Here is a 13794-nt window from a genome sequence, read left to right on the forward strand (position 1 = left end):
CGAGGGCCTGCCCGTGGGCAGGCCCTCAATGCGCTAATCGTGCTGGACCTGGAGAACCTTGCCCGGATTTCCGTCCTGCGTTGCTTCCGCAACGACCATGTAGCGGCGGGACGACTTCTCCTTCGACTTGACGATTTGACGGATGGGGCCGACCGCATTCACGATTGCGGAGCCTGCCGGGTTCGTCATGAAATTCGATAGACCCTGCAACTCACCACTGCCATCTGCCTTTTCCGAGAGGGCAAGAACATATTTCGCCTTTGGCTCCAGACCGGTCACGGCAGCCTGTAGGACCTGGGTCAAGCCCTGATCGAACAGCGTAACGCTGGTTTGGGGGCTGTTTTTGCCACTGCCAAGTTTCAATTGTGCGGATTCTGAAGCTTTCCCGAGCGGCATCAGATTTGCCGTTCCGTCGCCTTTGGTGACTGCATTCGGAACATAAGCCACGGCCTGCGGAGCCTGCCCAATCGGGATGTTTCCAATAACCTTGTTGGAGAGTGTGTCGATTACGGCAAAGGCATCGTCATTTTCGAGGCCGACATAGACGCGAGTGCCATCGCCCGATGGCCAAACGCCGTGGGGCAAGTTTCCGACTGGGATGGTCGCAACTTGCTCAAATGTCTTTGTATCGAAAACTTTTATGAGATTCAGGCCGCCAACGGTGACATAGGCAAAGCTGCCATTCTTGTTGTTGACGAGGTTCACATGGTTGGTGATCGGTCCAGTCTGCATCGTCTTGATCAGATCGAACGGCTCCTGTGCATTGAACACCTGGACCTTGCCGGTATCCTTCAGGGTGAACCAGACCTGTTTGCCATCTGGGGAGGCCGCGATGTTCGGGCAGAATGGACTATCCTGCTTTACATGCCCGACGATGCTCTTGTCGGATACTTTGACGACAACGACCTCGGGATTGAACGAGGAGCAAACGTAACCGTAAGTGCCGTCAGGAGAGAAAATCTGCATACCCGGACCGGCTGGCACCTTAATCCGGGTCTTCTCTTCGAAGCTATTGGCGTCGATCACGGAGACATAGTCTTCGCCGCGCACAGTGACCCACAATTCTTGGCCATCGGGGGTATAGAAAGCCTCGTGCGGCGACCGACCTACGTAGGTCGTATGTTTGACCGTGTTGGTTTCAGTGTCGATGAAGGTGACGGAATTCGATCCGATAGAGACGACGGCGAGAGTTTTATGGTCTGGCGAAAAACCCATGCCATGTACCAGCACCTGGCCCTTGTAAAGAGGGCTGAGATTTCCCGGCTGCGGCTCCCCGAGCTTGATAACGCCAAGCAATTTGTTATCGACCGGGTCGGACACCGATACGGTATTCGAGAACTGCTCAGCTGCATATACACGGTCTTTGTGGCTGATAGGCAGGTCAGGATCAGACAGTCCCGCAGGTGCTTGTCCGGCTGAGACCGCAATGGCGCTGACGCTAATCATCAGTGCGGCGAGGGAAAGTTTTCTAAACATATCTGACCTCTTTACGGATTGCTGTGGGTGTGGTGCGACAAGCTGGACACTGAGTTGTCCTGGGCGGTTTGGGTCGGAGCGGGGGCAGGGTCGGGAAGAGGCTCGCCAAGGGCGAGTTTCATCGCCGCGATTTCCTGCTGCTGATCTACGATGATCTCTTGGGCGATGCGTCGGAGCTGCTCGTTCTTCCCATACTTGAGCACGGCCATCGCCATATCTATTGCGCCTTGATGATGCGGCGTCATCATCGCAACGAAATCTCTGTCGACGTCACCAGTCGGTTCCGTCTCCATAGCCGCCATCATCTTGTCCATGGCGATGTTGTTCTCGGCAAGATACGCCTGCTCATTCGGATCAGCGTCGACCTTTGCTGTATCCTGGTGATGAGCGCCGGTATCGTGAGCCAATGCCAGTGAACTACTGGTCGCTACTGCGACCGCGATGCAGAGCATGGCGGCTCCGGTTCTGAAAAGTTTTCTTGCCATCTCGTCCTCATGATTGTCGTCTGAAGAGGTAGACACCGACCGATGGCCTCTATTCCAAGCTGATCGAATTATTTTTCGACGCTTGGGATCGAGCCGTCATGGCGACTAATGATGGTCAGAAAAGAAAGGGCATCAATTCATACGCGAGTATGAGGTGCGGACTGCATGCGACCGCTTAGACTTCTGGCACCGGCCAGTTGTCGATAGCTCAGTCTCTCATCGTTTGAGGTCACACGCGTCCGCCAAAACAAACTTCACGCGACGGACCTCGCTTGTCGCGGTGCCGTGTGCAAAAGCGTGTCACAGATTTTATGCGCAGTCTTTACCTGACCGAGACTTTCAAGGAGCTGTTGTCGAGCGCTATCAAGCCCAAATTTTCCAGACTCCATGAAGCGCAAAGCGGCCTCAACATGAAGTGCGATGGCCGTCAAAGGATCGGCAAGGTCAGTGATTTGCGTGACTTGTGCATCCGAATTGTGAGTAGAAGCCAAGGTTGGCCTAGCATTCTGTAGATTACGCATGGTCGTCCCTCCGGTTTCGAAAAACTTGCCTCGTTATTCGCTTCCGGTCCATTGGTCTGCGTGAATGCTCGATATTCAAACTTGAATGCCGCCGAAATTTACGTTGTCAGCAATCTCGCTCGACGGTCTCAAGCAAATGATCAATGACTGCCCGCAGCCTCGCTACCCGACGAAGGTCAGAATGATAGCCGAGCCACACATCGCGGCTTGGTGGGGCTTCATCTAGCTTGATCTCTACCAAGTCAAACTTTTGTGCCAGAACTTTCGGTAGGACGGCGACGCCGCCTCCTTTCGCGCAAGCAAGTGTCTGCATGTCGCGGCTGTTGCTGCGAAATCCGTATGTCGCAAGGGGAAAGCGCTGCCGGAGCCATGGAACATCAGCTAGACGATCATGACCTCGGTCCATTGCAATGATCTGATGGTCCTGACCCTGAAACTTCAGGTCGGGTTCGCCGTGCTCATTAAGATAGCCTTGAGATGCGTACACCCCGTAGGTGATGTGAACAAATTGTCTTTGCACGACATCAGGCTCACTGAATTTCTGGAACCGAAAAACAAGGTCTGCCTCGCGGCGGCTGAGATCATAGAGGCGCGTGTCGCCAAGAAGTTCAATTGTCACCAGCGGGTGACTGGCCGTGAAGTTCGTGAGCGGCTGCACCAAAATAGCGTTGGCAAACCATTCCGACGTCGACAGGCGCAGTTCTCCTTCCAACTCTTTCGTGTCGGCAGAGGCGCTCCGCATCAGTCCAAGCATTTCGGCTTCAACGCGTTCGGCGTGCTTGAGGATTGCCTCTCCGTCGCCAGTCAATTGAAGTCCGCCCGAGGTCCTCTGAAACAGCGTTGTGCCCATCGCCTCCTCAAACGCTCTCAGACGTCGCCCCGCCGTTGGCTGGCTAATCCCAAGTTCTGGGGCAGCCGCGCTAAGCGTCTTTGTCCGCGCCAGAGAGAGGAACAGTCTAACGTCATTCCAGTCCATGCGTTATGCCGACCTTTCTTTGCGGGTTTTTTCTGACTTTTGCCCGGGCGCGAGATCAGGGGCGCTTGAGGCCTTCGTATTCATGTTTGAATGACCGCCATTCATGAGGATGTATCGTCCGGAGATAGCCAGCGCCTTATGTTCCTCGGTATTGATCAGGGGACTTTCGATGGCCACGGCGGCTTGGGACTCTATTGAGGCGAGGGTACTCGCGACTTCACGGAAAGTTGGCTCGGTTCCGGGAGATGTCGGCTTTAGCGCTGTCGTGGAGCGTGCAGACCCCGAATTGGTGCCCTTCCTCAGCGGTGATTTGGTTTTCGGGCTTACCCGTTCTGGAATCGCGGCCTCCGAAGGTCTTCGGCTATCACTGAGTACAGATGAAATCGCTAGGATGCCTGCAAAGCTGACACCCAGCCAGGCGGCCGAGCTGGCGTCTTTATCAATCCCGGCGTGGTTAGCGTTATTCGAGCGCCTGGGATTGTCGGAAACCTCGGACGAAACGTCGATACTTATCGATGTGATAAATCCGGCGCTCAGCGCTTTGCTGACAACCCTATGCCAGCAGCTGACACCTCTCGATGTAATTCTGGCTTCAAGGCAGGGAGGCTCGTCGCCGCGCTTCCTTCGAGCCGGACGCGACTTCACCATCGCTACAATCGACGAACTTCGAGCCAAAATCTTGGAAGGAACTGTCCGGCCGCCACGATACGTCATTCTGACCAACGCGGGAGAAATGAGCCCTAGCTCTCTGAACGCTGCCGACATCGCTGCGCTCTACCAGACAGAGGAAAGCTTGAACGCAGTTCGTCTCTCAACCATTACCTGGAGCCAGGCATTTGAGCGAGACGCACGCAATAAGTCCTCATTCGCCATAGCGGACATTCTCACAGAGGTAGGATCACTAATCGACATGGGAAAAGTTGATTGGCCGGTCGAGTGACACGACCTCGCTGGTGGCGAGCGGAAGGGTAAATCTGAATTCGGCACCACCATCCTTTGAAACCGCCGTGATGGTGCCTTCATGGGCTTCAATGATCGTCTTGCAGATCGACAGGCCCATCCCCATGCCGGTCACTTTTGTTGTGTAGAAAGCGTTGAAGAGTTGATCGATCTTGTCAGGTTGGATGCCTGGACCATTGTCAGAGACACGAACTTCCACGTTGCCCTCTGCTACATGCGAGCAAACGAAAATCGACCTTCCGGCTTCCTTTTCAGATACGGCCTGCGCGGCATTCACGAGAAGGTTGATCAACACCTGTTGTATCTGAATACGCATTGCGCAAACCAGGACAGTCTCGGACGAAAGATTGAGATTAAGGGTCGCACCTGTTGAACGAATTTGGCGGCCCGTTATTTCGACCGCTTCCCGTATCACTACGTTCATCGGAAAAACGGTTCGGTCATTCAAGTTGTTCTTCGCCATGTTCCTGATGTGAGTGATGATTTCCGAAGCACGAGTTGCTTCATCAACCATCCGGCGGATCGCCAGCCGAGCCTCTTCAACGTTCGCTACGGGACGATTGAGCCATCGCAGGGCCGCATGGCCATTGGCAACTACGGCTCCTAAGGGCTGGTTTACTTCATGGGCGATGGAGGCTGTCAGTTCTCCCAGGGTAGCGATTCGCGCCGCGTGCGCCAGCTCCTGCTGCGCCTGATTAAGTGCACGTTCACTCTGACGGCGGCGGGTGATATCGACGACGCCGACGGCAACGATGACTTGGCCGTCCATGCGTTTAGGGAAGGCGCAGTTCAAAAGCACGTCAATGGGCGTGCCGTCTTCACGCAGCATCACCGTCTCGCCTTCATGGCTATCGTCGCCAGACAGATACGCGATGAGGTTGTCGTTCCAAACGCTTAGGTTGGTGTTTTGACACCAGTCACCCAGCGGCCGTCCTTTTGCGGTCGCACGAGTCAGGCCAAACATCTCCATGGCCTTTTCGTTGAGATCGGTGACGATGGTGACGTCTAGAGCTTTCCTCACGAAGCTTATGTTTCGCCGTGCGTATTCGGCAAGATTCTCGACGCCGGACGCTTTCAATTCCTTCAGGAGATTGTGCAAGTTCAGGAGGTCAATCTCGAAGAACCCTAGAGCGGTGCCGTCGAAAACGCTGCGAAACCGATGCTTTTGCCGTTCGATATCGACGATGATGACGTGAAATCCCTCAAAACCCGTGTCGCCGAACTGGGGGATGTACCTTATCTCGGCGTCATGCCAGCTATCTGGTACATAGGGAACCGGCGCTTCCAGCATGACTTCCTCACCCCGAGCAACCCGGGGAAACAGATCGCGGGATAAATTGTAGGCCTGATCGCCAATGAATTCACGAAGGTGAAGACCAAGAAGGTCTGCCGGGGTTCTGCCGTACCAATGACAATGATGCTCATTGGCGAACCTGCAAATATGTTCGGCAGTGAAAAAAGAAATCAGGACCGGGATGGAATCGGCCGTCATTGACGGGCAGTCACGCGTCGCTTGCTCCTCTCTCGCCCTAGCGCCGTCCATGGATCATCCCTCGGTATAGTGTTGTCGCATCCCCGACACGACTTATATTCGTTCGTGAGAATTTGCTTCTGACTGAGATTTTGGAGGGATTTTGTCCCCTGTTACTGAGCCGCTTATCGCAATCGTCGATGATGACAACGGGATGCGCGTATCTCTCGACGCCCTGATTAGAAGTTGTGGCTATCGAGCGGTCACATTCAGTTCTGCCGAGCCTTTGCTCTCTTCCAGGGAGGTGAGATTGGCCGGTTGCGTGATCAGCGATATCGATATGCCCGGCATGGACGGCATTGCCCTCGCGGCAAGATTGATGGCGGATGATCCAACTCGCCCGGTCATTCTGATGTCTGCTAATGTCAATGAACAAGTACGGGCTACAGCCATAAAAGCTGGTGCTATGGCCGTATTGAAGAAACCTTTTGTCGGAGAGAGTCTGCTCGATACAATCGAAAATGCTCTTCCACGATAGGATATTCGAGCGTCTTCCGCCCCGACCCGAACTTACAGGCCTGCGTGAGAGTTTCGAAGTTGCGAGCTTTTGTTCCACGTATTCGTCGGGCAATGATTTAAGACCTGTGTCGGTGCAAGCCTGCGCCTTAAGGCGAAGCGTAGTGGGTTCCGTTGGCAATCTTAAAGTTCGACGACAAAGGCTTCCCAGCCCCGCTGTCTTTATCTATAACGATCATCATAGATAAGTCGAGCGTAAATGTGACAACCTCAAAAAGGCTGACTGGTTGGGTAAGGGTAGGACACGGAGTTTTGATCGCGATGAAGCTCTAGAGGTCGCGATGCAGCTGTTTTGGCGACGTGGATTCACGGGTGCGTCCGTCGCAGACCTATGCACGGCCATGGGGATTACCTCACCATCGATGTATGCGGCCTTTGGCAACAAGGAAGCGCTTTATCAGGCCTCATTGGAGCACTTCTCGCGAACGCGAGGCTTGCCCATCTGGATGAAGGTCATGGAAGCCAAGACCGCACGCCAGACTGTTGAAACTCTCTTCACATGCACCGTCGAAGCTTACACCGACACCAATCAGCCGCTTGGCTGCATGTCGACTTTGGCCATGGTCACCCAGGACGAGTCTCCGAAGCTTGCGGAATTGGTAAAGGCGGGCCGTGAAAGCACTTACCAGATGCTGAAAGAGAAATTTCAGGGTGCGGTGGAGACTGGCGAGTTCCCACCTGGAACCGATGTCGCCAGTCTTGCGAGAGGGTACCTCACCATGCTGCAAGGCATCTCCGTTCAAGCCAGAGACGGCGCTCCCCGCGAAGCGCTGCTTTGCATGGTCACCACCATGATGGCCGGATGGGACTCCATTACACAACAAAGTCGATAAGGGAAAATCCGATGGTTGGTCCCACAGGAAGGTCTGTGATTGATGACCTGAGCGCAGTTGCGGTGCACGTCATTGATGATGACGCGGGTATGCGCGATGGCCTTGATAGCTTGTTTCGCTCAGTGGGCTATCAAGTCTACAAATTCGCGAATACGCAGGAATTTCTAGCCTCCGGGCGAAGCAGAGCGTCAGGATGCCTGGTGCTTGACGTTCGCCTGCCGGGAATGAATGGCCTGGATTTCCAGCAACACCTTCGCGATGCTTCTGTTACGATGCCTATCGTGCTGATGACAGGTCATGGCGATATCCCAATGTCGGTTCGTGGCATGAAAGCAGGGGCGGTCGACTTTCTTCCAAAGCCCTTTCGCGAGCAGGACATGCTTGATGCGGTCGCTTCAGCGCTTGAAAAGGATGCGTCCCTTCGGGAGAAGCAGGGACATGATCGTGAGCTTCAAGATCGCTTCGCAACGCTTTCGCCTCGCGAAAAGGAGGTGATGGTGGAGGTCGCGCGGGGGCAGATGAACAAACAAATCGCCTTCACGCTGAATTTGAGCGAGATCACCGTCAAAATTCACCGGGGCAATGGCATGAAGAAACTCGGAGCAAAAAATCTCACCGAGTTCATTCATTTCGCAGAAATTCTTCATTTGAAGAACCGTTGAGGGGTCGGCGACGTACTCAGCGACCCTCTCTGATGAGAGTAAGTTGCCGGTCAAAATCGGCAGGATCGAAGTAGTCGCGCCAAACGGATATCATCCCGTTTTCGATGGTCAGAGTTCCCATAACTGGCAAAACGATCTTGCCACCATCCTTGTGGTTGAAGATGTCGATGCGTTCGTTAAGGACCACATTTTCTACCGAGGCAATATTGGTCACTTGCCAATCGACAGTGAAGGTGGTGCCGATACCGAAATTTCTATGGAAATCGCGGGTAGCCTGGCGACCAACAATATTCGGAAAAGGGACGTTGTCGTAGAGGACGTCAGGATCGAGCATGTCGAGCGCCTTGTCGATCTCGTTTGCGCTCCAGTGGTCAAAGAAGATTTTGGCAAGGCTGATCGGATCGTTGGGCATATGCTTACCTTTGCTGAGCACCGTTCTGAGCCGGTCCAGCCGGTTCATTTTGCAAAGCTAACTGAACCGATGACCTGCCGTAATTCATACCCGCGTATGATCGTGCAACCTGCAGTTCCTCAAGGCGACTAACCCTCGGGTATGATTGCGCCTATCAGCAACCGGGCGTTATCGTAACGAAAACGCAATCGAGGAACGCCCAAATTGAACGCGTCTCCGCTTATCGTTGTCATTGACGACGATCTCGGTGTACGGACGGCAGTCGATGCCCTCCTTAGGAGCCTCGATTTCCGAACGACATTATTTTCGTGTGCCGAAGATTTTTTTGCCTCCGGTGTCGGAGTGCCGTGCGACTGTCTGATCTCCGACGTTAACATGCCGGGACTCAGTGGGATTGAGCTGATTTTGAAGTTGAAAACGCTGGCTTTAGCGGTAAAGCCGCCACCGGTTATTCTCATCTCTGCTTTCACGACCCCGCATATGGTCAGGGCGGCGTTTAATGCCGGTGCCGTAGCGCTTTTGCGAAAGCCTTTTGATCCAGATGATTTGCTAGCCCACCTGACAGCCGTCATCACCAAGTAGCTGGTATTTGTCGAAAAGGACCTCCGACATTATACCCGAGTACAATGTTCGCCCCTGCGAGGATCGACTAGCTTCAAAACGTCATCGCGTTCCCAGCCTTGCGGTGACAATCAGGCCGACGCCCACCGTCGAGCGATTGCGGAGCGCAAAGCTCCGCAACGGGCCGTCTCTCCCCTCCGAGACGGCCCGATTTTGCCAGAGCCATTCGAACTCGTCGTAATGGGAAACTATCGGACGAGAACTGCCCCCACGCCGGACAGGAACACTCGAACCTCCATTTCAACAACTTTCTGGATGTCCTCGACCGGCAGATTATAGATGAACTTTCGGACGCCCAGATAAAATATGCTGGCGTGAAGGCCCCAAATCGCCTCGATCTCCATAGCAGTTGGCGGGTGTTGAATGGGCGATGGTCCCCCGTGTGCCTGCCGTAATTCCTCGACGATAAGATTGAATATCCGGCCGCGAAGAAGTTCGAGGTATCTCGTGTTAAAATCCAGGCCCTTCAGGCCGGAGAACATGAACAGTCGAACCCATTCATAGGTAACGATGGCACGCGAGTAATCGCGATAAAAAACCTGTAGACGTTCCTCCAAAGGCTTTGAGCGGTCGGCCACAATCTCCTCCCAGAAGGGGTTCCAACGCCGCATGAATATTTCCTGGTAAACTCGCTCGACCAGCGCCTCCTTGTTGGGAAAATAGCGGTAGAGGAGGGGCTGCGTAATTCCCAATCGTTTAGCCAATTCACGGGTTTGTCCCTCAAATCCAAATTCGGCAAAGAACCCTACCGCTCCTCTGACGATCTCCTGCTCTCTTTCGTCAGGAGCCATCCGGCGCTTTTGCGTTGGTTCAGACAATTTCTCGATCCCTCCGGAAATTAATTTATCGCTGAATTATCAAGCCGATCTCAGTGTTTCTGGCTGATCTACAACATATTCCGTACTCCTCGTCAAAAAATATAGGGTTGACGTTCCTCAATCGTCAGCATTATTTATCCGATGATAAATAGGAATTGGAGGATTCCCATGGTGAGGAGAAGGCAACTTCTTAAGGTAACTGCTGCTTTGGCTGCAGCACATTTGGCCCGACCAGCTTGGTCTCAGGCCGCGCCTATCAAGATCGGAATGCTGAGTGTAAAGTCAGGCGCTCTCGCAGCTGGTGGCCGTCAAATGGAGGACGGTTTCAATCTTTTTCTCAAAGAGCGCGGCAACGTCCTTGCTGGACGCAACGTCGAACTGATTGTTGCGGATACCGGCGGTCAGCCCGCACAGGCGAAGACCAAGGCACAGGAACTCGTTCAGCGGTCCGGTGTTCAAATGATCGTTGGGCCAGTTGCCGCTTTCGAGGCTCTGGCCATCAATGACTACCTGCAGGAAGCCCAAGTCCCCTTCATCTGCTGCTCGGCGGCGGCTGAAGACCTGACGCAACGCAAATTGAATCCCTGGTTCATCCGGACGTCTTCCACATCAGCTCAGCCATGCCACCCACTGGGTGATTATGCCGCCAAGGAGCTTGGATATAAGACAATTGCCACAATCGCAGACGATTTTGCGTTTGGGCAGGAGCAGACTGCTGGATTTCAGCGGGCATTCGAGGCGAGTGGCGGATCGGTTTCCCTTAAGCTTTGGGCTCCATTGAATGCCGCCGATTACGGATCGTATATCTCGCAGTTTGCTGGCGTCGATGCGGTTTTCGCGGCCTTCGCAGGTGCAAATGGCCTGCGGTTTCTACGTCAATATGCGGAATACGGCCTAAAAGACCAGATTCCGGTCATCAGTGCGATGACCACTGTCGATGAGGGCGTGCTTCACAGCATGGGCGACGAGGCGTTGGGGATTGTGTCTGCCGGTTGGTATTCCGCCGCACTTGAAAGCGACGCAAACAAGAAGTTCGTTGCTGCGCTTCGCGGTGTCACGGGTGTCGATCCGGGTTTCTACTCAGTCGGCTCATATTCGGCTGGCCTCGCTTTGGAGAAAGCGCTGACTTCAATCGGTGGCAAGGCCGAGGACAAGAACGCGCTTCTAGCGGCACTGAAAAAGGTCGAAGTCGCGAACGATCCGCGCGGGCCGTGGCGTCTGGATCAATACGGTAACCCGGTCCAGAACATCTATATTCGGCAAGTCGAGCGGCAGGACGGGCGTCTCGTCAACAAGGTCCTCAAGACCTACGACGACGTCACGCAATTCTGGACCTACCCGCCAGAGACGTTCCTGAAGGAACCGGTCTACTCGCGTAACGATCCGACCAAAATCTGATCTCATCTGAAATCGCTGAAAGGATATCCGTCGCATGATTGTCGACGCGCATAATCACGTCATCCCGCAAGCCATTGTCTCCATTTTACAGGCGGACGCCGATACCTTTGGCGTCACAGTCGACAAGGCCGGTGAGTTGGGTCGGCTCGTTCATCGGGAAGGGTTCGCCTACCCGATGTTCAAGGAATTCCTCGATCCGGCAGAGAAGGTTCGCAAGCTTGACGAGCACGGCTTCGACCGCGCTGTCATTTCACCTTCTCCAACGCTGTTCTTCTATCGAATCAACGGCGAGAAAAACGCTGAGTTTGTCCGGTCCCTCAATGACGAGATCGCGGCCTTTGTCAGGTCTGCTCCTAAGCGACTGATCGGCATGGGTACGCTGCCCATGCAATCACCAGAGGCATCGATCAAAGAGATCGATTATCTCGTCGACGTCCTGGGTATCCGATCCGTGATGATCGGCACTCACATCGACGGTGTGCAGCTGGCAGACCCATCTCTGCGGTCCGTTCTACGGCACGCGGCTGAACGAGATGTCTTCATACTTACGCACCCATATTACTTCGGCTCGAAACCAGGGCTTGAGCCCTATTACCTGACGAACCTGATCGGCAACCCGCTCGACACCACGGTCATGGCAGCGCACCTTATCTTCAGCGGTGTCATGGAAGAAATTCCTGGCCTCAAAATCTGCCTCTCGCACGCTGGCGGCTTTGCACCATATCAGATTGGTCGCTTGGTCCACGGTGCCACGGTCCGTCCGGAGGCGAAGACGACGCAGGTCAGCCCGAAAGACCTGTTGAAGCGGTTCTACTTCGACACCATCACACACGATCCGGCAGCACTTCGCTATCTCGTTGATTTTGCGGGAGCGGACCACGTCTTGATGGGCACCGACATCCCCTTCGATATGGCAGACCTCACACCGTTCGACACTCTGCGTGAGGCCGGTCTGAGTGCTGATGAGCACAACAAAATCGTCGGCGGTAACGCCATCCGTCTGTGCACGACCGAGAGTGCAAGGAGAATTCAGAATGCAGGTTAACTCGCTCCTGAAGGCAACTGGCGACCCCGTTACACGGGGTCTATATATCGACGGTGCGTTTCGTGCGCCATCGAGTGATCAAGTCATGGAGATCATTTCTCCCTCGACCGGCGAGCTTATTGAAAGAGTAGCGGTCGCGAGCGAAACCGACGTCGATCTCGCCGTCAAAAGCGCCAACAAAGCCTTTCGGTCGTCGGATTGGGCCAGGATGTCCATCCGGACGCGGGCAAAGCTGATCAACAAGCTCGCGGACGTCATGGAGGCGCATCTCGACGAACTCTATAATCTTGAGACGTTGAATAACGGCCGCCCAATCCGTGAGACCCGGGCGCAGCTCGGTCGCGTGCCGGACCTGTTTCGGTATAATGCCGGTCTCGCGCTGGCAAAACGTGATGACCTCATACCTGTCGAGGGCGACTATCTAACCTACGCGAAGCGCGTCCCGATTGGCGTCGTCGCCAACATCACGCCATTCAACCACCCGCTGCTTATCGCCTGCAGAAATCTGGCCCCGACCTTTGCGTCTGGCTGCACGACTGTCGTGAAGCCTTCGGAATACACGCCACTGACGACGATGCGCCTCGCTGAAATCTTCACAGAGGCCGGACTGCCCCCGGGTGTTTTCAACATCGTGACTGGCAACGGCGCGGTAACCGGCAAGGCTCTTACGGGACATCAGGGAATACGGAAGCTGGTGTTGACCGGAGGGACGGAAGCTGGTCGGTTGGCAGGTGCAGCAGCTGCGGCGAACTTCGCACGGCAAACGCTGGAGCTTGGCGGCAAAACACCCGTCGTCGTGTTCGATGATTACGATGTCGATCAGGCGGTCAATTACGCGGCGTTTGGGGCTTTTGTCGGCGCAGGCCAAACTTGCGTTTGCGCGGCTCGGCACATCGTACACCGGTCGATCTACGATACGTTCGTTGAGAAGCTGGCCGCCAAGGCAAAGTCGATCCGTGTCGGCGATCCGATGAGCCATGACACCCAAATGGGTCCGGTCATTTCCGAACGCCAACGCCGCCGCGTGCTGGACTACGTTGAAATCGGAAAAGGCGAGGGGGCGCGGCTTGTAGCAGGCGGCCAGGTTCCGGGATACCTCGACAACAGCGCCGGTTTTTATGTTGAACCGACGGTCTTCGCTGATGTCACTCCGGATATGCGCATCTTCCAGGAAGAGGTGTTCGGTCCTTTCACGGTTGTGACGCCCTTCGACGATGAAGCCGAGGCGGTTCGTCTGGCGAATGACAGTCCCTATGGTTTGGCCGCAGCTATCCGCACCCGCGATGTGGCAAGGGCTCATCGCCTGGCGGACAGCATTGAGGCTGGGATCATCTGGGTCAATGATCACCATCGCGTCGACGCAGCCTCCCCATGGGGCGGCTTCAAGCTTTCCGGAACGGGCCGAGAGTTCGGCAAAGAGGCGTTTGACGCCTACTTCGACGTCAAGGCCGTCATGGTCAACGTCGGTGACCAGCCGTTCGATTGGTACGACATGGCTGCGCGAGAAGTTCGGCTCAACTGAGCCGAACTCCACCAAAAG

General features: G+C 54.8%; 14 protein-coding genes. 8 read left to right on the forward strand and 6 right to left on the reverse strand.

Annotated elements, in window-relative coordinates; translation table 11 throughout:
• Nucleotides 1-33: 33 nt before the first annotated feature.
• The 3 genes from AC2GXZ_RS05750 to AC2GXZ_RS05760 form a co-directional block, all read right to left on the reverse strand.
• Nucleotides 34-1476, reverse strand: a complete 1443-nt coding sequence (locus AC2GXZ_RS05750) for a YncE family protein (RefSeq protein ID WP_483758136.1) — start codon at nucleotides 1474-1476, stop codon at nucleotides 34-36.
• A gap of 11 nt (nucleotides 1477-1487) precedes the next feature.
• On the reverse strand, nucleotides 1488-1961 hold the full coding sequence (locus AC2GXZ_RS05755) for a DUF305 domain-containing protein (RefSeq protein WP_483758137.1): 474 nt from the start codon (nucleotides 1959-1961) through the stop codon (nucleotides 1488-1490).
• Nucleotides 1962-2588: 627 nt separating this feature from the next.
• Entirely contained in the window at nucleotides 2589-3458 is an 870-nt protein-coding gene (locus AC2GXZ_RS05760; protein WP_483758138.1) for a LysR family transcriptional regulator, read from the reverse strand.
• Nucleotides 3459-3627: 169 nt separating this feature from the next.
• Here AC2GXZ_RS05760 and AC2GXZ_RS05765 point away from each other — a divergent pair, with 169 nt between their 5' ends.
• Nucleotides 3628-4398 (forward strand): MDR/zinc-dependent alcohol dehydrogenase-like family protein, encoded by a 771-nt coding sequence (locus AC2GXZ_RS05765; RefSeq protein ID WP_483758139.1) that lies wholly within the window; start codon nucleotides 3628-3630, stop codon nucleotides 4396-4398.
• Here the strand turns inward: AC2GXZ_RS05765 and AC2GXZ_RS05770 are convergent.
• Complete coding sequence (locus tag AC2GXZ_RS05770) at nucleotides 4360-5961, reverse strand: PAS domain-containing sensor histidine kinase (RefSeq protein ID WP_483758140.1); 1602 nt, start codon at nucleotides 5959-5961, stop codon at nucleotides 4360-4362. The two genes, AC2GXZ_RS05765 and AC2GXZ_RS05770, sit on opposite strands and share 39 nt — an antisense overlap.
• A gap of 91 nt (nucleotides 5962-6052) precedes the next feature.
• Between AC2GXZ_RS05770 and AC2GXZ_RS05775 the strand changes: the two genes are divergently transcribed.
• From AC2GXZ_RS05775 to AC2GXZ_RS05785, 3 genes are all read left to right on the forward strand, one after another.
• Complete coding sequence (locus AC2GXZ_RS05775; protein ID WP_483758141.1) at nucleotides 6053-6427, forward strand: response regulator transcription factor; 375 nt, start codon at nucleotides 6053-6055, stop codon at nucleotides 6425-6427.
• Nucleotides 6428-6746: 319 nt separating this feature from the next.
• Complete coding sequence (locus AC2GXZ_RS05780; protein WP_483758142.1) at nucleotides 6747-7298, forward strand: TetR/AcrR family transcriptional regulator; 552 nt, start codon at nucleotides 6747-6749, stop codon at nucleotides 7296-7298.
• Between the two features lie 11 nt (nucleotides 7299-7309).
• Complete coding sequence (locus tag AC2GXZ_RS05785; RefSeq protein ID WP_483758143.1) at nucleotides 7310-7960, forward strand: response regulator transcription factor; 651 nt, start codon at nucleotides 7310-7312, stop codon at nucleotides 7958-7960.
• A 16-nt stretch (nucleotides 7961-7976) separates the two neighbouring features.
• Here the strand turns inward: AC2GXZ_RS05785 and AC2GXZ_RS05790 are convergent, their stop codons facing one another.
• Nucleotides 7977-8372, reverse strand: coding sequence for a limonene-1,2-epoxide hydrolase family protein (locus tag AC2GXZ_RS05790; RefSeq protein ID WP_483758144.1), 396 nt, complete (start codon nucleotides 8370-8372; stop codon nucleotides 7977-7979).
• 204 nt (nucleotides 8373-8576) lie between these two features.
• On the opposite strand from AC2GXZ_RS05790, the gene AC2GXZ_RS05795 reads away from it, so the two are divergent.
• Entirely contained in the window at nucleotides 8577-8954 is a 378-nt protein-coding gene (locus tag AC2GXZ_RS05795) for a response regulator transcription factor (RefSeq protein ID WP_483758145.1), read from the forward strand.
• 227 nt (nucleotides 8955-9181) lie between these two features.
• Here the strand turns inward: AC2GXZ_RS05795 and AC2GXZ_RS05800 are convergent, their stop codons facing one another.
• Complete coding sequence (locus AC2GXZ_RS05800) at nucleotides 9182-9784, reverse strand: TetR/AcrR family transcriptional regulator (RefSeq protein WP_483758281.1); 603 nt, start codon at nucleotides 9782-9784, stop codon at nucleotides 9182-9184.
• Between the two features lie 195 nt (nucleotides 9785-9979).
• Between AC2GXZ_RS05800 and AC2GXZ_RS05805 the strand changes: the two genes are divergently transcribed.
• Genes AC2GXZ_RS05805 through AC2GXZ_RS05815 form a run of 3 tightly spaced genes read left to right on the forward strand, consistent with a single transcriptional unit; the run spans nucleotide 9980 to nucleotide 13776 of the window.
• Entirely contained in the window at nucleotides 9980-11209 is a 1230-nt protein-coding gene (locus AC2GXZ_RS05805; protein WP_483758146.1) for an ABC transporter substrate-binding protein, read from the forward strand.
• Nucleotides 11210-11243: 34 nt separating this feature from the next.
• Nucleotides 11244-12254, forward strand: coding sequence for an amidohydrolase family protein (locus AC2GXZ_RS05810; protein ID WP_483758147.1), 1011 nt, complete (start codon nucleotides 11244-11246; stop codon nucleotides 12252-12254).
• Nucleotides 12244-13776, forward strand: coding sequence for an aldehyde dehydrogenase (locus tag AC2GXZ_RS05815; protein WP_483758282.1), 1533 nt, complete (start codon nucleotides 12244-12246; stop codon nucleotides 13774-13776). Before AC2GXZ_RS05810 ends, AC2GXZ_RS05815 begins: the two co-directional genes overlap by 11 nt.
• Nucleotides 13777-13794: the final 18 nt, after the last annotated feature.

It is taken from the genome of Aliirhizobium sp. YIM B11859, from assembly GCF_057163345.1.

What these genes read in the sequence shown, in the direction of transcription:
- AC2GXZ_RS05750 (WP_483758136.1), bottom strand. Translation starts at nt 1,476, where the DNA reads ATGTTTAGAAAACTTTCCCTCGCCGCACTGATGATTAGCGTCAGCGCC.
- AC2GXZ_RS05755 (WP_483758137.1), bottom strand. Translation starts at nt 1,961, where the DNA reads ATGGCAAGAAAACTTTTCAGAACCGGAGCCGCCATGCTCTGCATCGCG.
- AC2GXZ_RS05760 (WP_483758138.1), bottom strand. Translation starts at nt 3,458, where the DNA reads ATGGACTGGAATGACGTTAGACTGTTCCTCTCTCTGGCGCGGACAAAG.
- AC2GXZ_RS05765 (WP_483758139.1), top strand. Translation starts at nt 3,628, where the DNA reads ATGGCCACGGCGGCTTGGGACTCTATTGAGGCGAGGGTACTCGCGACT.
- AC2GXZ_RS05770 (WP_483758140.1), bottom strand. Translation starts at nt 5,961, where the DNA reads ATGGACGGCGCTAGGGCGAGAGAGGAGCAAGCGACGCGTGACTGCCCG.
- AC2GXZ_RS05780 (WP_483758142.1), top strand. Translation starts at nt 6,747, where the DNA reads ATGCAGCTGTTTTGGCGACGTGGATTCACGGGTGCGTCCGTCGCAGAC.
- AC2GXZ_RS05785 (WP_483758143.1), top strand. Translation starts at nt 7,310, where the DNA reads ATGGTTGGTCCCACAGGAAGGTCTGTGATTGATGACCTGAGCGCAGTT.
- AC2GXZ_RS05790 (WP_483758144.1), bottom strand. Translation starts at nt 8,372, where the DNA reads ATGCCCAACGATCCGATCAGCCTTGCCAAAATCTTCTTTGACCACTGG.
- AC2GXZ_RS05800 (WP_483758281.1), bottom strand. Translation starts at nt 9,784, where the DNA reads ATGGCTCCTGACGAAAGAGAGCAGGAGATCGTCAGAGGAGCGGTAGGG.
- AC2GXZ_RS05805 (WP_483758146.1), top strand. Translation starts at nt 9,980, where the DNA reads ATGGTGAGGAGAAGGCAACTTCTTAAGGTAACTGCTGCTTTGGCTGCA.
- AC2GXZ_RS05810 (WP_483758147.1), top strand. Translation starts at nt 11,244, where the DNA reads ATGATTGTCGACGCGCATAATCACGTCATCCCGCAAGCCATTGTCTCC.
- AC2GXZ_RS05815 (WP_483758282.1), top strand. Translation starts at nt 12,244, where the DNA reads ATGCAGGTTAACTCGCTCCTGAAGGCAACTGGCGACCCCGTTACACGG.